The sequence below is a fragment of the Pseudomonas sp. 65/3-MNA-CIBAN-0223 genome (genome assembly GCF_040310425.1).
Classification (GTDB): domain Bacteria; phylum Pseudomonadota; class Gammaproteobacteria; order Pseudomonadales; family Pseudomonadaceae; genus Aquipseudomonas; species Aquipseudomonas gregormendelii.
This window is the reverse complement of record NZ_JBEOPV010000020.1, coordinates 37536-63128: the sequence shown is the minus strand read 5'-3', so window position 1 is coordinate 63128 and position 25593 is coordinate 37536. Positions and strand designations below refer to the sequence as shown.

Genomic DNA, 25593 nt, shown 5'->3' with positions numbered 1-25593 from the left:
GTCACCAGTCACTAATTAGGCAGCTCGAGAATCGCCAGGTGCCGTGCCTGGAACATTGCTCACAAGTCCGGCTAGGACGAGATCGCAACGAGGAGTTTACGACTGATGAGTACCAAGAAACCTGCCACACCTAAAAGCGAACTGGCCGGGACCGATACCCTGGACCGTAACAATACCAATACCAAGCTCGACAGCCTGGAAACATTCCGCTCCGACGCCACAGGCCAGGCCTTGCGCACCAATCAGGGCGTAAAGGTTTCGGACAATCAGAACACGTTGAAGGTCGGCGCGCGCGGGCCTTCGCTGCTCGAAGACTTCATCATGCGTGAAAAAATCACGCACTTTGACCACGAGCGTATTCCCGAGCGTATCGTCCACGCCCGCGGCACCGGTGCTCATGGATACTTCCAGGCCTACGAAAACCATGCGGCATTGACCAAGGCCGGTTTCCTCCAGGACCCGGGCAAGAAAACCCCGGTATTCACCCGCTTCTCCACGGTGCAGGGCCCTCGCGGCTCGGGCGATACCGTGCGCGATGTGCGCGGTTTTGCCGTGAAGTTTTTCACCGACGAAGGCAACTTCGATCTGGTGGGCAACAACATGCCGGTGTTTTTCATCCAGGATGCGATCAAGTTTCCCGACTTCGTCCACGCCGTGAAACCTGAGCCCCACAACGAAATTCCTACTGGCGGCTCTGCCCACGATACCTTCTGGGACTTTGTTTCGCTGGTCCCGGAGTCGGCGCACATGGTGATCTGGGCCATGTCCGACCGCGCGATTCCCAAGAGCCTGCGCAGCATGCAGGGCTTCGGCGTGCACACCTTCCGGCTGATCAACGCCGAAGGCAAATCGCGCTTCGTCAAATTCCACTGGCGCCCTTCCAACGGCACCTGCTCGCTGGTTTGGGATGAAGCACAGAAGCTCGCCGGCAAAGACACCGACTTCCACCGTCGAGATCTGTGGGAAGCGATCGAGATGGGCGATTACCCGGAATGGGAATTGGGCGTGCAGATTGTCGAAGAGGAAAACGAACACTCCTTCGACTTCGACATTCTCGACCCGACCAAGATCATCCCCGAGGAAATCGTGCCTATCACGCCACTGGGCAAAATGGTGCTGAACCGCAACCCGGATAACTTCTTCGCCGAAACCGAACAGGTCGCGTTCTGCCCGGGGCACATCGTGCCAGGCATCGATTTCTCCAATGACCCGCTGCTGCAAGGCCGGCTGTTTTCTTACACCGACACGCAGATCAGCCGTCTTGGCGGCCCCAACTTCCACGAAATCCCGATCAACCGTCCGGTGGCACCGTTCCACAACGGCCAGCGCGACGCGTTGCACCGCACCACGATCGACAAGGGCCGTGCGGCCTACGAGCCTAACTCCATCGACGGCGGATGGCCGAAAGAGACGCCGCCGGCGGCACAGGACGGTGGTTTCGAGTCCTATCCCGAACGCATCGACGCCAACAAGATCCGCCAGCGCAGCGAGTCATTCAGCGACCACTTCTCCCAGGCGCGGCTGTTCTTCCACAGCATGAGCAAGCACGAGCAGGAACACATCATTGCGGCCTACAGCTTCGAGCTGGGCAAAGTCGAACGTGAGTTCATTCGTGCCCGTCAGGTGAACGAGATCCTCGCCAACATTGATCTTGAACTGGCCGCACGCGTAGCCGCTAACCTCGGTTTGCCGGCACCCAAGGCCGGCACGGTCGATGTGCCGAAGACGTCGCTGGATCGCTCACCCGCGCTCAGCCAGGCCAACCTTCTGCCCGGCAACATCAAGAGCCGCAAGGTGGCGATTCTGGCGGCCAACGGTGTCGATGGCGCAGCGATTGACGCGCTGAAAAAGGCGCTGGCAGCCGAAGGGGCGCACGCCAAGCTGCTGGGGCCGACTTCGGCACCGGTGAAGACCGCAGACGGCAAGACACTGCCGGTGGATGCGTCGATGGAAGGCTTGCCGTCAGTGGCGTTTGACGCGGTGTTCGTGCCCGGTGGCGCAGCGTCGATCAAGGCCTTGAGCACCGATGGGGTGGCGCTGCATTACGTGCTGGAAGCCTACAAGCATCTGAAGGCGATCGCCTTGCACGGCGAAGCCAAGCAGTTGCTGGACGTGCTGAAGCTAGAGGCGGATGCGGGATTGATCGTGGGGGCGGATACGAAGCTGTTCAAACCGTTTATTGCAGCGATCGGGCAACATCGGGTTTGGGATCGTGAGCCGAAAGCCAAGGCGGTTCCCGCTTAATATTTGTTGCGTTTGTAAGGATGCCATCGCGGGCAAGCCTTGCTCCCACAGGATTTACGGCTGAACACACAGGCTGTGATCAGCGCTAACCACTGTAGGAGCGAGCTTGCTCGCGATGCTTTTAAGGTTTACGCGGAATCAAAACCATCTGCGCAGGAATATTGCGCAGAATCTGCTTCTTCAGCTTCAGATCAAAGCCCGAATCCAGCTTCTTCACTCGCTTGGTCAACAAAGTTGCCAACCATGGATAGTCCTGGGTGCGCGGCGCCTGAATGCTGACATCGCACTGATAATTCACTACATCGGCAGCGATCGCGTCCAACTGGCGGCGCAACTTGGCCATATCTGTCAGGTTGAGCGCCACCGTGGTGCTTTCGGCCGTAGGGTCGATGACTTTGGCCGGTGGCTTGGCTTCGGCCGCCATGAGCGCCGCTTCCGCTTTATCCAGTTCGGCCTTGCGTGCATTGACGATGGCATTGTTGACTCCGCCGGTCAGCGCGGGTGCCTTGGGCATCAGCGCCCGAGCCCGGCTGAGGGCCGTGGCGGCAGCATTCACATCACCTTTTTGCAGCACAATGCGGCTACGCAGCAGATAAGCCTCGGCCAATTGACGCTGGTACTGCTCGAGCGATTGGTCATTCGGGGCCTCGGCCTGCAAAGCAGCCAGTTGCCCTTCGGCAGTCGCCAGCTCACTGCTGGCGAGGCTTTGTTCCAGTTGCGCGACAGCCGCAGCTCGCGCATCAGTGACCTCGGGGGTCGCCGGTGGCGTACTTTGGCAAGCGCCCAGCAGCATGGAAAATGCGACAAGGAGCAGATAACGGGAGGTGAACGGCTTCATTCCTGCGACTCTCTATTTGCGCAAAAAACGAGCAAGTCTACACCCCTCGACGGGGCAGGACAAAACTCAGCAGAAACAGCGCGGCCGCCGTCACCACAATCGACGGGCCCGCCGGAGTGTCCTTGAACCAGGACAACGCCAGGCCGCCACACACGGCGAGCATGCCCAGCAGGCTCGCGCCCAGTGCCATCTGCTCCGGCGAGCGAGCGTGACGCTGCGCTGCCGCCGCCGGAATGATCAGCAGCGAAGTGATCAGCAACACCCCGACAATTTTCATCGCGACCGCAATGACCACGGCAATCAGCAGCATCAAGGTCAGGCGCAGAGATGCCACCGGCAACCCCTCAACCTTGGCCAATTCCTCGTGCACAGTGATGGCCAGCAAAGGTCGCCACATCGCCAACAGCACCACAAGAACCGCCGCACTTCCGCCGAGAATCCAGGCCAGATCGCCGGGACTGATGGCGAGCAGGTCGCCAAACAGATAGGCCATCAGGTCTATCCGCACTTCATGCATGAAGCTTAGTACCACCAGGCCCAATGAGAGGGTGCTTGGTGCAAGAATCCCCAATAGCGTGTCCGACGCCAGAGGCTGGCGTTGCTGCAAGGTCACCAGCAGCACCGCCAGCAACAGACAGCCCACGGTGACCGCAACGGCAGGACTGACATCCAGCAGGAAACCCAAGGCTACCCCGAGCAGGGCGGCATGGGACAGGGTGTCGCCAAAGTAGGCCATGCGCCGCCACACCACAAACGAACCCAGCGGCCCCGCCACCAGCGCCAGGGCCAAGCCTGCAAGAAGGGCGTAGAGCAGAAAATCAGCCATGCTTGCAGCTATCTCCATGAACATGGGTAGAGGCCGGTGAGGCCGTACTGACCACCGAACCATGCAGGTCATGGGCATGGTCATGGTGGTGGTGGTAGATCGCCAGGCTTTGCGCGTTCTTGCCGAACAACTCGACAAAGGCCGGATCGCCGCTGACTTGCTCGGGGTGCCCGGAACAGCACACATGGCGATTCAGGCACACCACCTGATCGGTCGTGCTCATCACCAGGTGCAAGTCGTGAGACACCATCAGGACGCCGCAACCGTGGCGATCGCGCAATCGGGTGATCAGGCTGTAGAGCTCGGCCTGACCCGCCACGTCCACGCCCTGTACCGGCTCATCAAGCACCAGCAGTTCAGGTTCGCGCAACAGCGCGCGGGCCAGCAGCACCCGTTGCATCTCGCCGCCGGAAACACTTTGCACCGGGCTGTCGATCACGTGCTCGGCACCGACTTCCTTCAAAGCAGCCAGGGCCCGGGCACGGTCTACACCCGGCACCAGGCGCAGAAAACGCAGCACCGAGAGCGGCAGCGTCGGGTCGACGTGAAGTTTTTGCGGCATGTAACCAACCCGCAGCTTCGGCTTGCGCCAAACGCTGCCACTGTCCGGTTTCAACAGACCTAACACGGCCCTTACCAAGGTCGTCTTACCCGCACCGTTCGGACCGATCAGAGTAACGATCTGCCCGGGTTCGACGCCAAGTTCGATGTTATCGAGGACGTTTTGCCCGGCGAAGGTTACGGTAACCTGCTCAAGACGGATCAGCGCGTTGCTCATCAAGCCCCCTGGCAACCCGAGCACAGCCCGACGACCTCAACGGTCTGGCCTTCAACCACAAACCCGACATCACTGGCGCTGTCGATGATCGCGTCGCTGATGGACTTCTGTTCAAGCTCGATAGCTGCGTGACACTCCCGGCAGATCAGGAACTGGCCCTGATGCGCATGCTCGGGGTGATTGCAGCCGATGAAAGCGTTGAGTGACGAGATCCGGTGCACCAGGCCGTTTTCCAGCAGGAAATCCAGGGCCCGGTATACCGTAGGCGGCGCGGCTCGTCGGCCGTCCTGTTCGCTGAGCACCGCAAGAATGTCGTATGCCCCCAGCGGCTTGTGGCTTTGCCACACCAGTTCCAGCACCCGACGGCGCAAGGCTGTCAGGCGCAGGCCTTGACGCGCGCACAGGGCGTCAGCCTCCGACAGAGCGCTGTGGACGCAATGAGAGTGGTCATGGGGACGGCTGGCTATCGGTGTTTTTGGCATGAGCGGCGACGAGTTTTGTGAGAGACGTTATTATGTTACCCCTTCTCGCCTCTTCGAGTGGTCATTGTGTCCCGACTTTTTTCTTTCTTTGTTACATTTCTCGCCAGTTCGATCATGATGGCCAGTGCCCATGCCGAGGTACGGGTGTTGACCAGCATCAAGCCTCTGCAACTGATCGCTGCGGCCGTCCAGGACGGCGTGGCGATTCCGGAAGTACTGCTGCCGCCTGGCGCTTCTGCGCACAATTATGCCCTGCGCCCATCCGATGTACGAAAGGTGCAGGCCGTCGATCTCGTCTACTGGATCGGCCCCGATATGGAAGGCTTCCTGCCTCGCGTGCTGAAAGGTCGCACGCTGCCAAGCGTCGCCGTGCAGGACCTGCCGGGTCTGAAATTGCGCCATTTTGCCCAAGACAGTCATTCCCATGCCGAGGAAGCGGACGAGCATGATCATGATCATCGTCCGGGCAGCCTGGATGCGCATTTGTGGTTGTCCCCGGTCAACGCCCGGGTAATCGCCACGAAAATGGCCGCCGACCTCAGCGCTGCGGACCCCGCCAACGCTGCGCGTTACGAGAGCAACCTCAAGGCCTTCGATGAGCGCCTGGACGCACTGGACCTGCGTTTGAAAAAGCGCCTGGCAGCCATCGCCGACAAACCGTACTTCGTGTTCCACGAGGCCTTCGACTACTTCGAGGACGCTTACGGCCTCAAGCACGCGGGTGTGTTCAGCGTTGCCGCCGAAGTGCAACCGGGTGCCCAGCACGTTGCCGCCATGCGCACGCGACTGCAGGAAGTCGGCAAGACCTGCGTGTTCAGCGAACCTCCATTACGCCCGCGCCTGGCGGAAACCCTGGTGGCTGGCCTCCCGGTGAAACTGGCAGAGCTGGATGCGCTGGGCGGATACACGCCAGCGACCGCCCAGGGGTATGAGCAGGTGCTGGAGAAGTTGGGCAATGATCTGGCGGGGTGCCTGGAGTCACTGTAAGCAACACCACCCCCCTGTAGGAGCGAGCTTGCTCGCGAAGAAATCTGCAGCAATGTGGGGTGCCAGGCACCCCGCGTTATCGTTGACGACCCTCGCGAGCAAGCTCGCTCCTACACGTAATGGGGTTACAGGGCAAACGGCAGCGGTGTACTCACCTTCTGCCGCTGCGCCAGCCGACGCTGGAACTCCATCGGATCGTGAATCAACACATCCTGGCCGGCAAACGACTCGGCGGCGATCAACCGCGACAGCCAGAACCGCACACACGCCACTCGCAGCATGGTCGGCCACAACTCAGCCTCCGCCGCGGTGAAGGGACGCAAGCCTGCATAAGCCCCCAATAGCGCCCGGGCCCGCGGCCCATCAATGACTCCGTCTTCGTCCGAACACCAGTCATTCAAGGCGATCGCGACGTCGTACAGCATCGGCCCGGAACAGGCGTTGTAGAAGTCGATCAATCCGGTCAGGTGCGTGCCTTCGAACATCGCGTTATCGCGAAACAGGTCGGCGTGGATATTCGCCCTGGGCAGCGCCAGAATTTTCGTCTTCTGCCGGTTGATTTCGTCCAGCGCGCGCTGCAGCAACTCGTTCTGCTCGGTATCCAGGTGCGAAAGAAACTGCGTGCCCTCCTCCAGCATCCAGTCCAGGCCGCGATCGGTCTTGCGCTTGATCATATTGGCCTGGGTGGCCAGGTGAAGGTGGCCGAGCAGCTCACCGACCTGAGCGCAATGCTGCGCGTTGGCCTCCTTGATGTGCTTGCCCGCCAGGCGCGGCTGCAACAATGCAGGTTTGCCGGCCAGTTCACGCAGGGCCACGCCATCGGTGGTGCGCAAGGCATAGGGCACTGGCAGGTCGGCAGCGTGCAGCACGTCCAGCAGTTCAATGAAGAACGGCATTTCCTGCACCGGCCCACGCTCAACCAGGGTCAGGACGAACTCGCCCTGCTCCAGGCTGATGAAGAAATTGGTATTTTCGCTACCGGCGGCGATCCCCTGGAAATCAAGCAGGCGGCCGAGCCCGTATGGGGCGAGAAAGGTTTCCAGCTCGGGCCGAGCCAGGGGGGTGAACACAGACATGTTTTAACTGCCAGTACGGGCGCCGCCGGGTCAGCCAGCGCCAATTGAAATTAAGAAACTACTTCCACTCGAAGATCTTCCAGGACGGAATCAGCATATCTGGCTGATCCGAGCGGATGAAGTTTGCATCGGTCCCGTCTGCGCGCACCAGGAAATACGGCGGCGCTCCCTTCGGCGTGACCTTGATCGCATACAGGAAGCCGTTTTGGCGGTACTCCTGAATGACCTTGTCGCCTTCCGTGCGAATGGTGACATCCGGGTCCGAGGATGGCGCATCGTCCGCTGCCATGACGGCCAACGGTGTAATTGCAAACAAGCCAGCCAGCAACAGGCGATTTAGTGTGCGCATGATAACCTTGTCCCTTTGTCGTCAACGGTCCCGCTATTCTAGCGCCGGACCCGCCGAAAAGGTTGATCCTGCTCATGAGCCAAGCCCCCCTCGTCCTGGTGGACGGTTCTTCTTACCTGTACCGCGCCTTTCACGCGCTGCCGCCGCTGACTACTTCCAAAGGCCTGCCCACCGGCGCGGTCAAAGGCGTGTTGAACATGCTCAAGAGTCTGCGCAAGCAGTACCCGGACAGCCCCTTCGCTGTGGTGTTCGACGCCAAGGGCGGGACGTTCCGCGACGAGATGTTTGCCGAATACAAAGCCAACCGCCCAAGTATGCCCGACGACATGCGCGTGCAAATCGAACCGCTGCACCAGAGCGTGAAGGCTTTGGGCTTCCCGTTGCTGTGCGTCGACGGCGTCGAGGCCGATGACGTGATTGGCACGCTGGCCCGCAGCAGTGCGGCGGCCGACCGTCCGGTGGTGATCTCTACCGGTGACAAGGACATGGCACAACTGGTCGACGGCCACATTACCTTGGTCAACACCATGACCGGTAGCGCGCTGGACGTAGAGGGCGTGAAGGAGAAATTCGGCGTCGCTCCCGAGCAGATCATTGATTACCTGGCCTTGATGGGCGACTCCTCCGACAACATTCCAGGCGTGCCGGGCATTGGACCCAAAACCGCATCCGGGCTGCTGGTCGGCGTGAATGGCGGATTGACCGAGTTGTATGCGCAGCTCGACATCGTTCCGACCTTGCCGATTCGCGGCGCCAAGACCCTGCCGGCCAAGCTTGAAGAGCACAAGGAAATGGCATTCCTCTCCTATCGCCTGGCCACGATCAAGATCGACGTCCCTCTCGACATCGGGCTCGACGACCTGCAAATGGGCCAGCCGGACCACGACAAACTCGCCGAGCTGTACACGCTGCTCGAATTCAAGAGCTGGTTTGAAGACAACCAGCGTGAGGCCAAGCGCTCGGGCCAGGAGATTGTCGAAATTGCCCAGGAACAGCCGGGCGCCGTCGAGGCTCAATACGAAACCATCCTTGACCAGGCACGCTTCGAAGCCTGGCTGGACAAGCTCAACAAGGCTCCGTTGATTGCGTTTGTTACTGAAACCAATGGCGGCGATGCCCAGCACTCGCAACTGGTGGGCCTGTCCTTCTCCGTTGCCGCAAATGAAGCAGCCTACATTCCCCTGACCCACTCCTACATGGGCGTCCCGGAACAGCTGGATCGCGACAGTGTTTTACTGGCGTTGAAGCCGCTGCTGGAAAATCCGCACAAGCTCAAGGTCGGCCAGCACGCCAAGTTCGAAACCAACATCCTGGCCAACTGCGCTATCGGTGGCGATCAGAGCAACGGGATCACGGTTCGGGGCATTGCCTACGACACCATGCTCGAATCCTATGTACTGGACTCGACGGCAACGCGCCATGACATGGACAGCCTGGCGCTGAAGTACCTGGGCCAGAGCAAGACTGACATTCAGGAGATCGCAGGCAAAGGCGTCAAACAACTGACTTTTGACCAGATCTCCCTGGAACTTGCCGGCCCCTACGCCGCCGAAGACGCCGATGTGGTCTTGCGTCTGCACCTCGCCCTGCAGGAAAAACTCGCAGCGACACCGAGCCTGTGCAAGGTCCTGGACGAAATCGAAATGCCGCTGATGCCGGTGCTGGCGCGCATCGAGCGTCAGGGCGCGCTGGTGGACGCTAATCTGCTGGGCATCCAGAGCGTTGAGCTCGGCGAAAAACTCGTCGCCCTTGAGCGCGAGGCGTTTGCCATCGCCGGCGAGGAATTCAACCTGGGCTCACCCAAGCAATTGGGGGTGATTCTTTACGAAAAACTGGGTCTGCCAGTCCTCAGCAAAACCGCCAAGGGTCAGGCCTCCACAGCCGAAGCGGTACTGGCCGAGCTGGCCGAACAGGATTATCCGCTGCCCAAGGTGCTGATGCAGTACCGCTCGCTGAGCAAACTGAAAAGCACCTATACCGATCGGCTGCCAGAGCAAATCAATGCGCGTACCGGCCGCATCCACACGTCCTATCAGCAGGCCGTGGCGGCCACCGGACGCCTGTCGTCGATCGACCCGAACCTGCAGAACATCCCGATTCGCACCGCAGAAGGCCGGCGAATTCGCCAGGCGTTCGTTGCGCCGAAGGGCTACAAGCTGCTGGCGGCGGACTATTCGCAAATTGAACTGCGGATCATGGCCCACCTGGCCAAGGATGAAGGACTGTTGCATGCCTTCCGCAATGATCTGGACGTGCACAGGGCCACCGCCGCCGAAGTGTTTGGCGTCGAGTTGGCCGATGTCACCACCGACCAGCGCCGCAGCGCCAAAGCGATCAACTTCGGCCTGATCTACGGGATGAGTGCGTTTGGCCTGGCCAAACAGATCGGCGTAGATCGCAAGCAGTCCCAGGCGTACATCGACCGTTATTTCGCGCGCTACCCGGGCGTACTGCAATACATGGAGCGCACCCGCGCCCAGGCAGCCGAGCAAGGTTATGTCGAGACCATCTTCGGCCGCCGCCTGTACCTGCCGGACATCAACGCGAAGAACCCGGCCCTGCGCAAAGGCGCTGAACGCACAGCGATCAACGCCCCCATGCAGGGCACTGCGGCGGATATCATCAAAAAAGCCATGGTGGCGGTGGATAACTGGCTGACCGCGTCAGGCCTGGATGCCAAAGTCATCCTGCAGGTGCACGATGAACTGGTGCTGGAGGTGCGTGAGGATCTCGTGGACCAGGTGCGCGAAGAAATCCGCACTCACATGAGCAATGCCGCGAAACTGGACGTGCCGCTGCTGGTCGAAGTCGGTGTGGGTAATAACTGGGATGAAGCTCACTGAGCCCCAATTCATCCCATACTGCAGGGGCGAGATCTCTCGCGAAAAACTTGAGGGCGTCGAAGATGATCTGGCGCCCCGCAGAATCGCTAGACCATCGCCCGGAGCAAGTTCTCTACAGGAACCGCACCGCGGCAATTAGTCGCGGCCTCGCGGGTTAGACCGTAATGTTATTGGGGTTATTCCAAACGCATTCGAAAATAATCTGAACTAAAGCGCCAAATCACCACTCAGAGTTACTGAATGGCTGGTGAAGCCCTTCGATGCTCCTATGTTGTGTTAAGTGTTGGCAGATATCTGGACCCCGCCCTAGCGGTCCAGAACTTGAACCCCGGAACTTCCCCCTCCCCATAGAAGTCCGGGGTTTTTTTTGCCCGCGATTTATTGCTCGGCCGTTTGCGCACCCTTGTCTGCCAGTTCCATCCAGCCCGCCAGTACAGTGTAGGCGTCTTCCAGGCCCAGGCGCTTTGGCGCCGAAAATAGCTGGATCGAGATCGCGTCGCCCCAGCCTTTACGGATGTCCGACTGCACTTTGAGCAGAACGTTTTTCGCCGCGCCGTAGGTCAGTTTGTCGGCCTTGGTCAGCAGGATGTGCATCGGCATGCCGCTGGCGACAGCCCAGTCGAGCATCAACAGATCGAAATCGGTCATTGGATGACGGATGTCCATCATCAGGATCAGACCTTTCAAACTCTCGCGACCACCCAAATACGCTTCCAGGTGACGCTGCCAGTGCAGCTTCAGCGGGATGGGTACTTTTGCATAACCATAGCCCGGCAGGTCGACCAGACGGCGATCATCGTCTAGCTTGAAGAAGTTCAAGAGTTGCGTGCGACCGGGCGTTTTCGAGGTCCGCGCCAGGCTGGCATGCGTCAGGGTGTTCAATGCGCTGGATTTACCGGCGTTGGAACGGCCGGCAAAAGCCACTTCGAAGCCTTCGTCGTCGGGACATTGATCGACTTTGGCAGCGCTGAGCATGAAGGTGGACTGTTGGCACAGGCCGAGGATGGGGTTCTTGAGTTGCATGGGATTTCCGATGTGGGCGGCGCCGGGAATGGACGCGGCGAGCAGTGTCGTTTCCGTTTCAGTGACGCCAGTATATAATGCCGCAGATTTTGTGTGCGCTTTGTCCCAGCGTAGGATGAAGAACACGAGAGCGATAGACCTTGATTGCGCATCAGAACGCAGCACGCTCTCAACCCTGAAAAGGTCGTTTTATGACGAAATGGCTGCTAGCTGCCGGTATCTTGATGCCGCTTTACAGCGCTCAGGCTACACAGGATCCGGAAGCTGTGTACAACCGTGTTTGTGGTGCCTGTCATTCCGGCCAGCTACCCATGGCGCCCAGAAAGGGCGATCAGGCAGCTTGGACGCCGAGGTTGGCGAAAGGTATGGAGACGCTGGTGCAACACGTGACCCAGGGTTTCAAGGCGATGCCGCCGCGTGGTTTGTGCATGGACTGCAGTGCCGAGGATTACCAAGCCATCATCCAGTGGATGAGCGAGTGATCCCGGTCCATAACTCTTTAACCCTTAGCCGTAGTTGGATTAGCTGATGAACAAATTGATCGTGAGTCTGCTGTTGACCGTGGGGATCTCCGGCATTGCCCATGCTGCAGGTGATGCGACTGCTGGTCAGGCGAAAGCCGCAGTATGTGGCGCCTGTCATGGCCCGGATGGCAACAGCATGGCGCCTAACTTTCCGAAACTGGCAGGCCAGGGCGAACGTTATCTGAACAAGCAGTTGCACGACATCAAGTCCGGCAAGCGTGTCGTACTGGAAATGACCGGCCTGCTGACCAACCTGAGCGATCAGGACCTGGCTGATATTTCCGCCTACTTTGCCAGCCAGAAAGGCAGCGTTGGCGCCGCCGACCCGAAAGTGGTGTCTCGCGGTGAAGCCTTGTTCCGTGGTGGAGACCTGGCCAAGGGCCTGCCTGCCTGCACCGGTTGCCACTCGCCTAACGGCGCCGGCAACGCTGCTGCCGGCTTCCCGCACCTGGGTGGCCAGCACGCTCAATACATTGCCAAGCAACTGACCGACTTCCGCAAGGAAGAAGGCGGCCGCACCAACGACGGCGACACCAAGACCATGCAGACCATTGCCAAACGCCTGAGCGATGAAGATATCGCCGCGGTGTCGAGCTACATTCAGGGCCTGCACTAAGGCCGGCTGATGGAGCATCACGGGGGACGGACATCTCCTGCAATGTTAACGCTCCATTAATCCGTCGCAGCAAGTATAAAAAGGGTGGCTCTGGCCGCCCTTTTTTGTGGCCGCTGCCGTTACACTACAGAACTCAAGCCCGCCATGACCTGTCTCAATACAGGTCGCGCGAGGCGACCAAAATTGTCCAGGAGTAAAGCATGCGTAATCTGATCATCAGCGCCGCTCTCGTCGCTGCCAGCCTGTTCGGCATGACTGCACAGGCAGCCGAAGCACCTGCCGCCCCCTATGTCGAACTGAGCAACCCGGTTCAGGTCGCCGTGCCCGGCAAGATCGAGGTGGTAGAGCTGTTCTGGTATGGCTGCCCGCATTGCTACAAATTCGAGCCAGTGATCAACCCTTGGGTTGAAAAATTGCCATCCGATGTGAACTTCAAGCGCATCCCGGCGATGTTCGGCGGCCCTTGGGACGCCCACGGCCAAATGTTCCTGACCCTGGAATCGATGGGTGTCGAGCATAAGGTTCATGCCGCCGTGTTCAAGGCGATTCAGGAAGAACACAAGAAACTGGTAACTCCGGAAGAAATGGCCGAGTTCCTGGCAACACAAGGTGTCGACAAGGATAAATTCCTCGCTACTTTCAACTCCTTCGCCATCAAGGGCCAGGTCACTCAGGCTCGCGAACTCGCCAAGAAGTACGAGATTACTGGCGTGCCAACCATGGTCGTCAATGGCAAGTACCGTTTTGACATCGGCTCTGCCGGCGGCGCCGAACAAGCACTGCAACTGGCCGATAAGCTGGTCGAACAAGAGCGAGCGGCTAACAAGGCTGCTGCCAACTAAGCGCGGGGCCTGCCATGCGCCGCTGGGGAACTGAACGAGTGGTTGGCCTGCATGATCCGCGGGTCAACGAACATCACCTGGAATCGACCGGGTTGCCCGCTGACAGCCGTCTGCGGCTACTCAGTTTTAATATCCAGGTGGGCATCAGTACCGAGCGTTATCGGCACTACCTGACCCGGGGGTGGCAGCATTTGCTGCCCCACACCGGGCGCGCCACCAATCTGCAAAAGATCGGCGACCTGCTGGGTGACTTCGATCTGGTCGCCTTGCAGGAAGCCGATGGTGGCAGCATCCGGTCGGGCTACGTCAACCAGGTCGAACACCTGGCCCAGCTCGGGGCCTTCCCCTACTGGTACCAACAGCTCAATCGCAATCTCGGTCGCCTCGGCCAGCACAGTAATGGCGTGCTCAGCCGCCTGCGCCCCTGGGCGATTGAAGATCATCCGCTGCCGGGGCCCAAGGGTCGCGGGGCAATTCTGGTACGTTTCGGCGAAGGCCCGGAGGCCCTCGTCGTGGTGATGATGCACCTGGCGCTCGGGGCGCGGACGCGTAGCCTGCAACTGGCCTACATCCGCGAACTGATTGGCGGGTACAAGCACCAGGTGTTGATGGGCGACATGAACACCCACGCCAGCGACCTGCTGCAGAATTCGCCGCTGCGCGATCTCGGCCTGCTCGCCCCGCAGCTGGAAGCGACCTTCCCCAGCTGGCGTCCACAACGCTGCCTGGACCATATTTTGCTGAGCCCGACCCTGACCCTTGAAAAGGTCGAGGTCCTGGCACAACCCATTTCCGATCACCTGCCGGTCGCGGTAGAGATTCGTCTGCCGGGTTCGCTCACGGCTGATGCATTCCCCGCGTTGAGTCCTGCCCCCTAGCGGATCCCATGAATGAGCGACGAAGCCCAGCGCTGGAAAGAGAAATACCTTCAGAGCATCGAACATCAGGAAAAACTTGAACGGCGCTGGGAGGCCCGGCTCGATTTGCTGCGCCGTGGACTGGTGCGCAGCACGCTGGCGGCCGAGGGCACTGATCGGACGGTCGATGAATGCATGAAGGAAATGCGCGATGTGGTGCGTACCGATGACATGGACGCCGGCCTCGCCGCATTGTTGCCGCGCCTGGAAAAAGCGGTGCTCGATTCCGAGCAACGCCGCGAGACCCGGGTCAATCAAACCAGCGCCGCACTGACGGCACTGGTCGCCCAGTTGCAAACACTGCCGCTGCCGCGAGAAGTGAGTCGCCCCCTCAAGCAGTTTGCCAAGCAACTGGATGCACGGGTTGGCCAGGCTCGGGAGATGCCGCTGCTGCTTAGCGAGTTGAGCGGGCTGCAGGGTAAAGCGCTAAGTCGGCTTGAAAGCCCAGAGGAATCGGGACGACCAAGCCTGTTGCAACGCCTTTTTGGCAACCGTGAAGCGGAGGACACCGCTCCCGCGCAGGTGCCAGCAGCGATGGCGCCAGTACGCGCACCGGTGATTGAGGCGCCCGCTGCCGAGCCCCCCCCGCAACCACCTGCAGCTACTGAACAGCAACCCCCGCTGGCTACATTGCCAGTGCCAGTGCCAGTAGCGGCACCGGCACCGGCACCGGCACCAAATGCTGCACAGCCAGCGCCAGCGGCGCAGCCGCAGCCGCAGCCGCAGCCGCAGCCGCAAGAGCCTGGGCAACCTGAGCAACCTGAGCAACCGGAGCAACCCGCAGTTGCCACCGAAGCGTCTGCGCCGACCAGCGCTGAAACGCCCACCGTCGAAGACGTGCCCACGCCTCCAGACACGCTCGACACTCCGGTCGCCGAGGCGCAACCTCCCGAGCAAGACACGCTCTACGCGCTTCCGGACTCGCCAGAGCCCACCTACAGCTCGGTGGCCAGGCACATTGAAGACACGTTACTGGGCCTGCTTGACGACCTGACACTGCCCGAACGTCATCGTCCGCAAGCCGAGGCCATGCGCCTGCGCCTGCAAAATGGATTGAACTGGTATGAGCTGATCCCGATCCTCGACGACCTGGCCACCTTGATGCTGGCGATCACCGGTAGCGGCCAGCATGAATTCGAAACCTACCTGCAGCAGCTCAACGAACGCCTGGAGGCTTTCCAGAGCAACCTGAGGGCGGCCAGCGACGGGCATGCCGACAACCGGTCTGCTGCGCGCGAGATGGACTCGCAAATCCGCGAACAGGTCGATGGCTTGCAGAGCAGCATGCAGGACGCCGCAGACCTGGACGGGCTCAAGCATGCCCTGGAGAACCATCTGGAGGGCCTGCTGGGCACCCTGGACCATTTCCAGAAACAGCGTGACGAGCGTGAACAGGAAGTGGCGAGTCGCCTGCAAGGCCTGGCTGATCGGGTGGCCCACATGGAACACGAAGCCCTGGGCTTTCGCGAACACCTTGAAGAACAGCGCCAGAAAGCCCTGATCGACCCGCTGACCGGCCTGCCCAACCGCGCTGCCTGGAACGAGCGCCTGGATGAGGAAATCAGCCAATGGCACCAACAGGGAAATAGCCTGTTGTTGGCCATGCTCGACCTCGACCATTTCAAGCGGATCAACGACAACTACGGCCACCTGGCGGGCGACAAGGTCCTGAAGATCATTGCCACCGTCCTGCGCAAGCGCTTGCGCGGCTCGGACTTCATTGCCCGATTCGGCGGCGAAGAATTTGTCCTGCTGATGCCCGCGACCTTACCGGCGACAGGTGCCAGTCTTCTCGAAAAATTGCGCGCAGCCATCGAAGGCTGCCCTTTTCACTTCAAGGGTGAACCGGTAACGGTGACCCTCTCGATGGGCATGACCGCCTTCCGGCCTGGCGAGCACAGTGACGCGGCATTAAAAAGAGCCGACCAGGCGCTCTATCGGGCCAAACATGCGGGGCGCAACCGCATCGAATTGGGGTAAGGCCAATTGTTCGATTTTGTTTAAATCAGCGCTTTGGCCTTCGACCCGCCCGGCATTACGTTACACTGTTGCATTATCATCCTACGTGTATCGTCACTCGCCATGAAATATTTCGCCCTTCTTGTGTCGCTCGTCCTGCTGGCAGGTTGCGCCAGTGGCCCGCGCATCGACACCAGTCATCCCTCAGCCAACCACGACAGCCGCATCCAGTTCGTGGTCGTGCACTACACCTCGGCGTCGCTTGAGCGCTCGCTGCAACTGCTGACCCACGGCGAAGTCAGCAGTCATTACCTGATCGGCGATGACAACAAGGCGACCATCTACAAGTTGATGGATGAAGGCCTGCGCGCCTGGCACGCCGGCGAGAGCGAATGGCAAACCCGTACCTGGCTGAACTCCAGCTCAATCGGCATTGAAATCGTCAATCCGGGCTTCAAGGACACGCCGACCGGCCGCCTGTGGTATCCCTACAGCGACGCCCAGATCCAGTCCCTGGTCTTCCTGCTCAAGGACATCAGCAAGCGCTACGGTATCAATCCTCACAACATCATCGGGCACAGTGACATTGCTCCGGGACGCAAACTCGACCCGGGCCCGCTGTTCCCGTGGAAGCGCCTGGCGGAGCAAGGGTTGGGCGTGTGGCCGAACGAACAAGCCGTGGCACGCCAGCAAGCGCAGTTCAATGTGCAGCTGCCGAGTATCAGCTGGTTCCAGGGGCAACTGGCGCGCCTAGGTTATGCCACACCGCAAACCGGTGAACTGGATGTCTCCACTCGTCACGTGTTGACGGCGTTCCAGATGCATTTCCGGCCCACCCGGTTCGACGGCACGCCGGATGCGCAGACTGCGGCACTGCTACAAGTCTTGAATCAGACAAAATAATGACGCCCGCCCGACGGTCGGGCGTTTTACTCAACCAGCAGCTATAACTCATTGGTAATTCTTCGGATGTTACTGGATGCGACCTGGCCGAGAGACACTACGTAGCTGGTTCTATCGCCCATGGTTTTTGGCGACGCTGGCGGCTGTCTTCAGTGCAACGTTATTGCTGACAGGCAGTTTATTCGTCGCCGTCCACCACATTGATAAAAACGAAAGCGAAGAGATGAATGCCCAGGGCGAACGCTTTCTTGCACGCCTGGAGCAGTTGTTCGGCCAATTGCGAGAAAGCCTCGACGACCTTGAAGCCCAGCCTTTGCGCACCTGCGACGATGAAATGATCGCCACCTTGCAGCAGGTGACATTCAACTATCGCTTCGTTTACGAAGCCGCCTACATGGACTCCTCGCGCATCTGCTCCAACCGGCCTCGCCAGGAAGGCCTGTCTTTGAGCCGCGCCCCGGACATCAAGGGGCCCACCTACAGCTACTGGCTGAACACCACCACCGAACCGGACGAAAATCGCGCGGCGCTGATGCTGGGGCGCGGCAATTTTCGGGTCGCCACTTCGCGTGGGCATTTGACCGACATGGTCGACCTGACGCCAGGTAGCAGCCTGCTCGTGGTGCTCGACCATGGCAAACGCGCCATACCCGTCCTCGGTGCCGAGCAGGCCTGGCCGCCGCTGGAAGTCTGGTCGCCAAAAAGCCGCGATGCCTTGCAGATTACCCAAACACACCTGATCTACCGCATGCCCACCAATAACCCCGCCTATCAGTTGGTGCTGATATCACCGCGCACGGGAATCCACGTGCCGCCGGTCTGGTGGTGGCTGGTCCCCGCCAGCCTGGTCTTGGGTGGTTTTGTCGGATTTCTGGTCTTCCTGCTGGTGCGGCAGCGCCAGTCGATGGATGCCGAGCTCAGCGGCGCCATCCGCCGGGGCGAACTGCAAGTGTTGTATCAACCGATTTTCGACCTCGACAGCCGCAACTGCGTCGGCGCCGAAGCCTTGCTTCGATGGCGCCGACCTGACGGCACGCTCACCAGCCCCGACCTGTTCATCCCCATGGCTGAGAATACCGGCCAGATCCGCCAAATGACTGATTTTGTCCTGCAACGATTATTGGAGCAGTTGGGCCAACTGCTGCGCGCCAACCCCCAGCTGTACATCTCGGTCAATCTCGCGGCATGCGATGTGATGGTGCCGCGCGTTGGCCAGGTCATGGCCCGCTTGCTGACCTTGCACCGGGTCGCCGCCAAGCAGATTGCCTTTGAAGTGACCGAGCGCGGATTGATCGACGTAGTCGTCGCCCGGGAAAACCTGCAAGCCTTGCGGGACGTCGGGCACCAGGTGCTGATTGACGACTTCGGCACTGGCTATTGCAGCCTCGCCTATCTGCAAACGCTGCCAGTGGACTGCCTGAAGATCGACAAGGCGTTTATCGACGCCCTGGGACATGACGCTGCCAGCAGCGGCGTGGCGCCGCACATCATCCACATGGCCCAGGCCCTGCAACTCAAGGTGATTGCCGAAGGCATCGAACATGAAGCCCAGGCCGCCTTCCTGAGCAGCGAAGGAGTGAAGTTCGGTCAGGGTTGGTTATTCGCTCGAGCATTGAGCGCAGTGCAGTTCATCGAACTGATTACCCGTGGCCGACGCCTGGCAGGCCGTCGTCTGGACGACGAGGCCTGACCTCGCTTCAGACCGCCAGGGCCATGTAAAACTGTGTGCCCTGCCCCGGTCGCGAGTAAACCCCCATTCGCCCACCGTGCAGTTGCACGATCTCCTTGCACAGCGCCAGGCCGAGGCCCGCGCCGCCTTTCTTGCGACCGACCTGCACGAAAGGCTCGAAAATCCGCCCCTGCTGGCCGTAGGCAATGCCTTCGCCGTTATCCTCTACGCTGATGATCACACGTTCGCCGTGGCGTCTTGCCTGCAGGCGAATCTGCCCGCCCGGGGAGGTGTGGCGCAGAGCATTATCAATAAGGTTATCCAGTACACGATCCAGCTGCGCCTGGTCGGCCTGCAGCCGGGGCAACGGGTCCTGCACTTCCACCAACAGATCGATATTGCTCGCCAGGGCAGTCCCGCAGAAACGCACCCGGGCCTGTTCCAGCAAATCTTCGATGGAGCACGGCGCCAACGTGAGCTTCTGCAGACCGTTCTGGTAACGAGAAAAATTCAACAGATCGTTGATCAACTGCATCAGCCGCTGCATCTCTTCGTTTACCGTATCCAGCAGATCGGCTTCACGAGAATCCTCCGGGAATTTAGCCCTTTCCCGGAAGAGGCCGAACGCCATATGCATGCCGGTGACCGGTGTGCGCAACTCATGGGAAGCGCGCAGCACGAACTCGCTGCGCACCCGTTCGAATGCACGCTGTTCGGTCACGTCGTGCAGCACCATCACCGCGCCGAGGATATGCCCTTGGGTGTGGCTGACAGGCGTCAAGCTGTAGGTGAGCAACCGCGATTCGCCGTCGACCTCAATACTCAGGTCTTCGGGAGCCCGCTCCAGGGTGCCGCCGCGCAACACCAGCTGCAGCTGCCCATCGAGCTCTGGACGTTCGAGGGCCGAACCCAACCCCTGCCCCAAGCGGTCCGAGTCCCAGCCCAACTGCCGTTGGGCCACTGGGTTCAAATGCTCCAGGTGTCCTTCGCGGTCAATCATCAACAAGCCGTCATCGATGCTATCGAGCACCGCTTGCAGGCGCTGTTGGCCGGCGAGCAATTCGTCAACATTGGTTGCCTGATGCTCGCGCAGGGCCTCGGCCATGATGCCAAACCGCTTGGTCAGCAGATTCATCTCCGCAGCTGACGATATCGGCAGGGTGACTTCAAAATTGCCCTGGCCAATATTGTCAGCCGCCTGGGCCAGCGCCTCGATCGGAGCACCAAAACGCCGGGCAATGGCATGGGCAGTGACAAAGCCGATAATCAGCACCGCGAGGCCAACCAGCCCGATCAGACCGGCTACCAATAAGGCACGGTCTCGCGCTGAGCGTTCAGTTGCATAGATGGCATCCAGGGCGCGCTTGTGCTCGGAAAGCAGACCATTGCGCAGTTTGTTGAATTTTTCCGTGAGCTCTTCGTTTCCGCTCAACACATGGGAGGCGCTACGCGTATCCGCGTAGGCCTGCAAAAAATCCTGGTAGTCAGCCTTGGCCTGCTTGAAACCGTACTTGAAGCCGTCACTCACCTGTTCGTTGGCAATGCCTTCGTCGAGCAACTGCAGGTAGTGATCCCTGGATTTATCGAAAGCCGCGCGGTCAGGGTTCTCGCTGAGCATGAAGACCAACTGGTCACCCAAGGTCTGGCGCAGTTTCAGCCCCAGATCAAGGGTGGCGAAATTGTTGCGAACCAGCGACTGCTGGGAACTGGCCATCTGCATCACGCTGACCAGCCCGAGCAATAGCCCAAGCAGCGCGACGGTGATCAGCGCGGAAATGCTCAGAAAGAGCCGGGTGCGCAACTTCATCGCCAGTTTCATCGGGGATGACTCACAGGTTGTACTGCTTGCGTTTGCGATACAACGTCGAGGCGTCGATACCCAATGTCTTGGCAGCCTGGTCCAGCGTGTCGGCAGTGGCCAGGACCGCGCCGATGTGAGCCTTTTCCAGCTCGTCCAGACTCAGTGCCGCGCCAATACGCGGCGCGTTGTTCACCGGCGTTTCCGCCATGCCCAGGTGGCTGATCTCGACTCGATCCTGCGGGCAAATGATGCTCGCACGCTCCACCACGTTACGCAGTTCGCGGATGTTGCCCGGCCAGCGATACCCGAGTAACGCCTCGCGGGCCTCCTCGCTGAAACCCCGCGCCGGTCGCGCGTACTCCTTGACGAAGCGGGCCAGGAAGCGATCAGCCAGATTCAGGATGTCTTCACGCCGCTCGCGCAAAGGCGGCAGATGCAACGTGATGACGTTCAACCGATAAAGCAGGTCTTCGCGAAAACGCCCATCGCGCACCATGTCTTCGAGGTTAAGGTTGGTCGCCGCCAGAATCCGCACATCGGCACGGCGAGTGACCGGGTCGCCGACTCGCTCATATTCCTTGTCCTGAATAAAACGCAGCAACTTTGGTTGTAACGTGAGGGGAAAATCACCGATCTCATCAAGAAACAAGGTTCCGCCATCCGCCTGGTTGACTCGACCCAAGGTACTTTCGCTGGCGCCGGTAAAAGCACCCCGGCTGTGACCGAACAGTTCGCTCTCCATCAACTCGGCGGTCAGCGAAGGACAGTTAATAGTGACGCAAGATTTTTTCGCGCGCTTGCTCCAGCCGTGAATCGCATGGGACAACTCGCCCTTACCCGTCCCTGACTCGCCGAGAATAAGGATGTTGGCGTCGGTACCGGCGACTTGGCGGGCAGTTTCCAGCACCACTTTCATGGCCGGGCTATGGGAGTCCAGGCCGTCCTTGGGCTTGCGCACTTCACCTTCCAGCGCTTCAAGACGCGCCGACAGTTGCCGCACTTCCAATTGCTTGGCCGTGGCCAGACGCAACTGGTCGGGGCTGCACGGCTTGACCAGATAATCGGCAGCACCGGCCTGAATGGCATCTACAGCCGTATCCACAGCCGAATGAGCGGTGACTATGACGACACGCATCCATGGCGCCTGAATGCGCATCTGTGCGAGTACGTCGAGGCCGTTGTCTTCTCCCAGGCGCAAATCCAGAAAGCACAGGTCAAACACCTGGCGTTGCAGCAAGGCATCCGCCTGGGCAGCGCTGTTGGCAGTGGCGACACTGTAGCCTTCGTCTTCAAGGCAATAACGGAAAGTTCGCAGGATGGCGGATTCGTCGTCCACCAGCAGAATGCGGCCTTGATGCTCAGTGGCTGACTCCATTTTCCTACGCTCCATAAAGAATGATCTTAGGTTAGTCCCGGAAAAATCGGGCAAGTTGCATGGTCAATTCTGTGCCTTTTCATCAATGGAAGGGTAGCTATCTACCGTCTCATCAGACAAAGGCTTGATTTAACAGGTTTTTTTGCGAAATACGTTGTTTTGGGCAATTGCCCACGTCCATTTCTGACATCCGCGCCCTCCTCTCAATTCAAAAAGAATGAAAGTTCCTACGGCATTATCGTGCATTACGCACGACCGTAGAGAGCCCATCGTGCAGGATGCGTTCAATGTGATTTTCAACAATCTTTTAAGTCATTGTTTTTAAACACTTTTTTCTTATGAAAAAGCTGGCATGCAGGCTGCAATAGTCTGGGTAATCGGGGCAAAAGATCGCCCACAACAAGATCACCACCGAAGTGGGAGGAGTTTCCGGATGAATCGCCAACGTGCCGCCCAATTGCGCATCTCGCCCCTGCACATCCAGCAAGGTCTGTTCGCTGTACTTGCGCTTTTGATCACATTGATTGGCGGCCAGCAATTCCAGCGTTGGGAGCAGAGCCAGCAGCAGGAAGCGCCGCAGCTGTCATTCAAATATCCGACTCAAACCCACTTCAGTGCCGCCAGCAGTCAAGCGGCAGATAGCACCCCCCTGCGGATGATGGACGTCGACCAGGCACAGCCTGCGAATGAGATGCCTCGTCAGGAGCGCTGGGTGTTCTGATCACCAGACTTGGCGCGCTGCTTGCGCCGGGAAAAGCACCACAAAGCATCACCTCTAAAATAGAAGCGTAAGGAGAATCACCATGTTGAGCTGGGCAATCACATTCTTGATCATTGCCATCATTGCCGCCGTACTGGGCTTCGGTGGTATCGCGGGCACCGCCACGGGTATCGCCAAGATTCTCTTTGTCGTGTTCCTGGTGATGTTCATTGCGTCGTTCTTCTTTGGCCGTCGTGGTCGAGGCTGAACATGAACGTCTCGTTGAAGACACTGGCAGCCGCCCTGCTACTGGGCGGCAGTGCCATGGCGATGGCGGCCAATGATGGCCAGACGCGGGTCAACGAGCTGTTGAATTCCGATCCGCAGTATCGCGAAACCTGGCAAGGCGTGGTGAAGAAGGAAGAACGCCTGCCGGAATGGGTGATGAACCTGTCCGGAGACGCCGAGCAAATGAATGCAGTGGAAGAGGATGGCGACAAGTACCTTGTAGGACCGCTATGCGAATCGCAGGCGACCTGTCTGAACAAGCGTCTGATCGTTGCTGTCAGCTTCGACAAGGATGACGCCTACGGGATGCTGGTTGAAGTGCCAGCCGGTCTGCCGGCTGACAAGTCGCCGACGCGACATGCTACTTACCGGTTCCTCGGAAAGCCCGATGAGGGCATGCAGAACCTGTTGATGGAACAACTGAAAAAAGATCCAAAGTGGTACTGAGTTTGAAATAGAAAGAGGCCGCCAGGCGTCTTTCCGCTGCACTGCCCGATGACGGCAGGCGCATGACCAGGGGGCCGGGACGCTCTGCCTGTTTCAGGGGCGCAGTGACCTACGGGTACAGGGAGTACCTGCGCAAGGGCCGGGTCAGGAAAAAAGCTGCGACGCAGGTTCGCGATATTCAATGTCGACGAACCTGCGAAGAGCTTATGCAATCGAGGCATTCGGTTAGCACTCAATCCTCGTTTGCACCTTCCTCTCTACAATTCGAATCAATTTCACCGGAAAAATACATTTCCCGGTGTTTCCTGGCGACCGTACATCGAGAAAAATAACCTGATTTTTCAAGGCTATTTGACTTTCTGATCAGCGAATTTTGCGCCAAAAATCCCTTTCTACGATTGATCAAAAAACACTCAATACCCGCTGTAATGGCCGGTTCACGGCACTTTTGCCTGCCGAAATGTCGTATTCGAACCGGTTGGGACGCCAGTTTCGATTAAAAAAGCTCATGCCGATTCGGCATAGGGTAGGCGTTTACGGCATTAGACGTCGCTGCCTTGCATCGGAATAGTTGCGCCTTTTTTCGCCTGCCAGAGAGCTACCAACAAGCGCTCCGGGGCACCTTATACGGAGGCCGATGCACAAGACTTTTTCGCCATGAGCGTTCCTGTTCCGCGCATCTGCCTGAGTCAAACGCAAGTAAGGGTAAAGATATGAAGAAGGCAAAGCTTAGCCTCGCCTGGCAGATCCTCATCGGTCTGGTATTGGGGATTGCAATCGGTGCGCTGCTCAACCATTTCGGTGCCGAAAAAGCCTGGTGGATCAGTAACGTTCTGCAACCGGCAGGCGATATCTTTATCCGTCTGATCAAGATGATCGTGATTCCGATCGTAATCTCTTCGTTGATCGTCGGCATTGCAGGCGTCGGTGACGCGAAAAAGCTCGGCAGCATCGGTCTCAAGACCATCCTCTACTTCGAAGTGGTCACCACGATCGCCATCGTCGTCGGGCTGGTACTGGCCAACCTGTTCCACCCGGGCTCCGGCATCGACATGAGCACCCTGGGCACTGTGGATATCTCCAAGTACCAGGCCACAGCAGCCGAGGTCCAGCATGAACACGCGTTCATCGAGACCATTCTCAACCTGATCCCGTCGAATATCTTCGCGGCCATTGCTCGCGGCGAGATGCTTCCGATCATTTTCTTCTCGGTATTGTTCGGCCTCGGTCTGTCGAGCCTGAAACCGGAATTGCGCGATCCGCTGGTCACCCTGTTCCAGGGCGTGTCGGAAAGCATGTTCAAGGTCACCCACATGATCATGAACTATGCCCCGATCGGCGTGTTCGCCCTGATCGCGGTGACCGTGGCCAACTTCGGCTTCGCGTCCCTGCTGCCACTGGCCAAACTGGTGCTGCTGGTTTACTTCGCTATTGCCTTCTTCGCCTTCATGGTGCTGGGCCTGATTGCTCGCCTGTTCGGCTTCTCGGTGATCAAGCTGATGCGCATCTTCAAGGATGAGCTGGTACTGGCCTACTCCACCGCCAGCTCCGAAACCGTGCTGCCGCGGGTTATCGAGAAAATGGAAGCGTACGGCGCGCCGAAAGCCATCTGCAGCTTCGTGGTACCGACCGGCTACTCCTTCAACCTCGACGGCTCGACGCTGTATCAGAGCATCGCGGCAATCTTCATTGCCCAGCTGTACGGCATTGACCTGTCGATCAGCCAGCAACTGCTGCTGGTGTTGACCCTGATGGTAACCTCCAAAGGCATCGCCGGCGTGCCGGGCGTGTCCTTCGTGGTGCTGCTGGCGACCCTGGGCAGCGTGGGTATTCCATTGGAAGGCCTGGCGTTCATCGCCGGTGTCGACCGCATCATGGACATGGCCCGTACCGCACTGAACGTGATCGGCAACGCTTTGGCGGTCCTGGTCATCTCCCGCTGGGAAGGCATGTACGACGATGCCAAGGGCCAACGCTACTGGAACTCGTTGCCGCACTGGCGCAGCAAGGAAAAACTGCCGGCAGGCGAAATTTCCAAAAACTGACGCACGCTGGTCTGCCCCCAAAATGTTGAACATTCATCATGACTTTTGGGGTGCAGATCAC

Annotated in this window: 23 protein-coding genes; 14 read left to right on the top strand and 9 right to left on the bottom strand. The window is 59.3% G+C overall.

The window, feature by feature from the left end; genetic code table 11:
- Positions 1–105 precede the first annotated feature (105 nt).
- A complete protein-coding gene (gene katE, locus AAEZ09_RS21920; RefSeq protein WP_350600755.1) occupies positions 106–2244 on the top strand; it encodes a catalase HPII in 2139 nt (712 codons plus the stop codon).
- 121 nt (positions 2245–2365) lie between these two features.
- Here katE and AAEZ09_RS21915 read toward each other — a convergent pair whose 3' ends face one another.
- The 4 genes from AAEZ09_RS21915 to zur are packed head-to-tail and all read right to left on the bottom strand — an operon-like array spanning position 2366 to position 5168.
- Positions 2366–3082: a PA5502 family lipoprotein gene (locus AAEZ09_RS21915; protein ID WP_045059109.1), complete on the bottom strand. Its 717-nt coding sequence runs from the start codon at positions 3080–3082 to the stop codon at positions 2366–2368.
- A gap of 37 nt (positions 3083–3119) precedes the next feature.
- Positions 3120–3908, bottom strand: coding sequence for a zinc ABC transporter permease subunit ZnuB (znuB, locus tag AAEZ09_RS21910; RefSeq protein ID WP_045059110.1), 789 nt, complete (start codon positions 3906–3908; stop codon positions 3120–3122).
- The gene (znuC, locus tag AAEZ09_RS21905; RefSeq protein ID WP_045059111.1) at positions 3901–4686 is read right to left on the bottom strand and encodes a zinc ABC transporter ATP-binding protein ZnuC; all 786 of its coding nucleotides are present in this window, start codon (positions 4684–4686) and stop codon (positions 3901–3903) included. Before znuC ends, znuB begins: the two co-directional genes overlap by 8 nt.
- Positions 4686–5168 carry a zinc uptake transcriptional repressor Zur gene (gene zur / locus AAEZ09_RS21900; protein WP_045059112.1) on the bottom strand — a complete coding sequence of 161 codons (483 nt, stop codon included), beginning with the start codon at positions 5166–5168 and terminating at the stop codon, positions 4686–4688. The genes znuC and zur overlap by 1 nt, the downstream gene beginning before the upstream one ends.
- A gap of 66 nt (positions 5169–5234) precedes the next feature.
- Between zur and AAEZ09_RS21895 the strand changes: the two genes are divergently transcribed.
- A complete protein-coding gene (locus AAEZ09_RS21895; RefSeq protein ID WP_350600753.1) occupies positions 5235–6155 on the top strand; it encodes a zinc ABC transporter substrate-binding protein in 921 nt (306 codons plus the stop codon).
- 125 nt (positions 6156–6280) lie between these two features.
- Here AAEZ09_RS21895 and AAEZ09_RS21890 read toward each other — a convergent pair whose 3' ends face one another.
- Together AAEZ09_RS21890 and AAEZ09_RS21885 are read right to left on the bottom strand one after the other, a co-directional pair.
- The gene (locus AAEZ09_RS21890; RefSeq protein WP_350600752.1) at positions 6281–7231 is read right to left on the bottom strand and encodes a homoserine kinase; all 951 of its coding nucleotides are present in this window, start codon (positions 7229–7231) and stop codon (positions 6281–6283) included.
- 58 nt (positions 7232–7289) lie between these two features.
- The gene (locus AAEZ09_RS21885; protein WP_045059114.1) at positions 7290–7580 is read right to left on the bottom strand and encodes a DUF2782 domain-containing protein; all 291 of its coding nucleotides are present in this window, start codon (positions 7578–7580) and stop codon (positions 7290–7292) included.
- A 74-nt stretch (positions 7581–7654) separates the two neighbouring features.
- Between AAEZ09_RS21885 and polA the strand changes: the two genes are divergently transcribed.
- The gene (gene polA / locus AAEZ09_RS21880; RefSeq protein WP_350600750.1) at positions 7655–10423 is read left to right on the top strand and encodes a DNA polymerase I; all 2769 of its coding nucleotides are present in this window, start codon (positions 7655–7657) and stop codon (positions 10421–10423) included.
- Positions 10424–10801: 378 nt separating this feature from the next.
- Here the strand turns inward: polA and yihA are convergent, their stop codons facing one another.
- Positions 10802–11446, bottom strand: coding sequence for a ribosome biogenesis GTP-binding protein YihA/YsxC (yihA, locus tag AAEZ09_RS21875; protein WP_045059116.1), 645 nt, complete (start codon positions 11444–11446; stop codon positions 10802–10804).
- A gap of 191 nt (positions 11447–11637) precedes the next feature.
- Between yihA and AAEZ09_RS21870 the strand changes: the two genes are divergently transcribed.
- From AAEZ09_RS21870 to AAEZ09_RS21840, 7 genes are all read left to right on the top strand, one after another.
- Complete coding sequence (locus AAEZ09_RS21870; protein WP_045059117.1) at positions 11638–11928, top strand: c-type cytochrome; 291 nt, start codon at positions 11638–11640, stop codon at positions 11926–11928.
- 46 nt (positions 11929–11974) lie between these two features.
- On the top strand, positions 11975–12586 hold the full coding sequence (locus tag AAEZ09_RS21865; RefSeq protein ID WP_045059118.1) for a c-type cytochrome: 612 nt from the start codon (positions 11975–11977) through the stop codon (positions 12584–12586).
- A 200-nt stretch (positions 12587–12786) separates the two neighbouring features.
- Positions 12787–13428 carry a thiol:disulfide interchange protein DsbA/DsbL gene (locus AAEZ09_RS21860; protein WP_045059119.1) on the top strand — a complete coding sequence of 214 codons (642 nt, stop codon included), beginning with the start codon at positions 12787–12789 and terminating at the stop codon, positions 13426–13428.
- A 14-nt stretch (positions 13429–13442) separates the two neighbouring features.
- Positions 13443–14306, top strand: coding sequence for an endonuclease/exonuclease/phosphatase family protein (locus AAEZ09_RS21855; RefSeq protein WP_045059120.1), 864 nt, complete (start codon positions 13443–13445; stop codon positions 14304–14306).
- Between the two features lie 12 nt (positions 14307–14318).
- On the top strand, positions 14319–16325 hold the full coding sequence (locus AAEZ09_RS21850; protein ID WP_350600748.1) for a GGDEF domain-containing protein: 2007 nt from the start codon (positions 14319–14321) through the stop codon (positions 16323–16325).
- Between the two features lie 102 nt (positions 16326–16427).
- Positions 16428–17207, top strand: coding sequence for an N-acetylmuramoyl-L-alanine amidase (locus tag AAEZ09_RS21845; protein ID WP_350600746.1), 780 nt, complete (start codon positions 16428–16430; stop codon positions 17205–17207).
- A gap of 76 nt (positions 17208–17283) precedes the next feature.
- Positions 17284–18897, top strand: coding sequence for an EAL domain-containing protein (locus AAEZ09_RS21840; RefSeq protein ID WP_045059123.1), 1614 nt, complete (start codon positions 17284–17286; stop codon positions 18895–18897).
- Between the two features lie 7 nt (positions 18898–18904).
- On the opposite strand, the gene AAEZ09_RS21835 is transcribed toward AAEZ09_RS21840, so the two are convergent.
- Positions 18905–20695, bottom strand: a complete 1791-nt coding sequence (locus AAEZ09_RS21835; protein WP_350600745.1) for a KinB sensor domain-containing domain — start codon at positions 20693–20695, stop codon at positions 18905–18907.
- Positions 20696–20705: 10 nt separating this feature from the next.
- Entirely contained in the window at positions 20706–22052 is a 1347-nt protein-coding gene (gene algB / locus AAEZ09_RS21830; RefSeq protein WP_350600743.1) for a sigma-54-dependent response regulator transcription factor AlgB, read from the bottom strand.
- 433 nt (positions 22053–22485) lie between these two features.
- On the opposite strand from algB, the gene AAEZ09_RS21825 reads away from it, so the two are divergent.
- From AAEZ09_RS21825 to gltP, 4 genes are all read left to right on the top strand, one after another.
- Positions 22486–22773, top strand: a complete 288-nt coding sequence (locus tag AAEZ09_RS21825) for a hypothetical protein (protein ID WP_122840885.1) — start codon at positions 22486–22488, stop codon at positions 22771–22773.
- Between the two features lie 82 nt (positions 22774–22855).
- A complete protein-coding gene (locus AAEZ09_RS21820; RefSeq protein WP_003177151.1) occupies positions 22856–23020 on the top strand; it encodes a DUF1328 domain-containing protein in 165 nt (54 codons plus the stop codon).
- Between the two features lie 2 nt (positions 23021–23022).
- On the top strand, positions 23023–23487 hold the full coding sequence (locus AAEZ09_RS21815; protein ID WP_045059127.1) for an inhibitor of vertebrate lysozyme family protein: 465 nt from the start codon (positions 23023–23025) through the stop codon (positions 23485–23487).
- Between the two features lie 713 nt (positions 23488–24200).
- Positions 24201–25532: a glutamate/aspartate:proton symporter GltP gene (gene gltP / locus AAEZ09_RS21810; RefSeq protein WP_045059128.1), complete on the top strand. Its 1332-nt coding sequence runs from the start codon at positions 24201–24203 to the stop codon at positions 25530–25532.
- Positions 25533–25593: the final 61 nt, after the last annotated feature.

Bases quoted from the DNA above. Each gene is read 5' to 3' on its own strand.
- zur (WP_045059112.1), bottom strand. From the start codon at position 5,168: ATGCCAAAAACACCGATAGCCAGCCGTCCCCATGACCACTCTCATTGC.
- AAEZ09_RS21855 (WP_045059120.1), top strand. From the start codon at position 13,443: ATGCGCCGCTGGGGAACTGAACGAGTGGTTGGCCTGCATGATCCGCGG.
- yihA (WP_045059116.1), bottom strand. From the start codon at position 11,446: ATGCAACTCAAGAACCCCATCCTCGGCCTGTGCCAACAGTCCACCTTC.
- AAEZ09_RS21840 (WP_045059123.1), top strand. From the start codon at position 17,284: ATGCGACCTGGCCGAGAGACACTACGTAGCTGGTTCTATCGCCCATGG.
- AAEZ09_RS21845 (WP_350600746.1), top strand. From the start codon at position 16,428: ATGAAATATTTCGCCCTTCTTGTGTCGCTCGTCCTGCTGGCAGGTTGC.
- gltP (WP_045059128.1), top strand. From the start codon at position 24,201: ATGAAGAAGGCAAAGCTTAGCCTCGCCTGGCAGATCCTCATCGGTCTG.
- AAEZ09_RS21835 (WP_350600745.1), bottom strand. From the start codon at position 20,695: ATGAAACTGGCGATGAAGTTGCGCACCCGGCTCTTTCTGAGCATTTCC.
- znuB (WP_045059110.1), bottom strand. From the start codon at position 3,908: ATGGCTGATTTTCTGCTCTACGCCCTTCTTGCAGGCTTGGCCCTGGCG.
- AAEZ09_RS21850 (WP_350600748.1), top strand. From the start codon at position 14,319: ATGAGCGACGAAGCCCAGCGCTGGAAAGAGAAATACCTTCAGAGCATC.
- AAEZ09_RS21865 (WP_045059118.1), top strand. From the start codon at position 11,975: ATGAACAAATTGATCGTGAGTCTGCTGTTGACCGTGGGGATCTCCGGC.
- AAEZ09_RS21915 (WP_045059109.1), bottom strand. From the start codon at position 3,082: ATGAAGCCGTTCACCTCCCGTTATCTGCTCCTTGTCGCATTTTCCATG.
- katE (WP_350600755.1), top strand. From the start codon at position 106: ATGAGTACCAAGAAACCTGCCACACCTAAAAGCGAACTGGCCGGGACC.
- AAEZ09_RS21890 (WP_350600752.1), bottom strand. From the start codon at position 7,231: ATGTCTGTGTTCACCCCCCTGGCTCGGCCCGAGCTGGAAACCTTTCTC.
- AAEZ09_RS21870 (WP_045059117.1), top strand. From the start codon at position 11,638: ATGACGAAATGGCTGCTAGCTGCCGGTATCTTGATGCCGCTTTACAGC.
- algB (WP_350600743.1), bottom strand. From the start codon at position 22,052: ATGGAGTCAGCCACTGAGCATCAAGGCCGCATTCTGCTGGTGGACGAC.
- AAEZ09_RS21860 (WP_045059119.1), top strand. From the start codon at position 12,787: ATGCGTAATCTGATCATCAGCGCCGCTCTCGTCGCTGCCAGCCTGTTC.
- AAEZ09_RS21825 (WP_122840885.1), top strand. From the start codon at position 22,486: ATGAATCGCCAACGTGCCGCCCAATTGCGCATCTCGCCCCTGCACATC.
- znuC (WP_045059111.1), bottom strand. From the start codon at position 4,686: ATGAGCAACGCGCTGATCCGTCTTGAGCAGGTTACCGTAACCTTCGCC.
- polA (WP_350600750.1), top strand. From the start codon at position 7,655: ATGAGCCAAGCCCCCCTCGTCCTGGTGGACGGTTCTTCTTACCTGTAC.
- AAEZ09_RS21820 (WP_003177151.1), top strand. From the start codon at position 22,856: ATGTTGAGCTGGGCAATCACATTCTTGATCATTGCCATCATTGCCGCC.
- AAEZ09_RS21885 (WP_045059114.1), bottom strand. From the start codon at position 7,580: ATGCGCACACTAAATCGCCTGTTGCTGGCTGGCTTGTTTGCAATTACA.
- AAEZ09_RS21815 (WP_045059127.1), top strand. From the start codon at position 23,023: ATGAACGTCTCGTTGAAGACACTGGCAGCCGCCCTGCTACTGGGCGGC.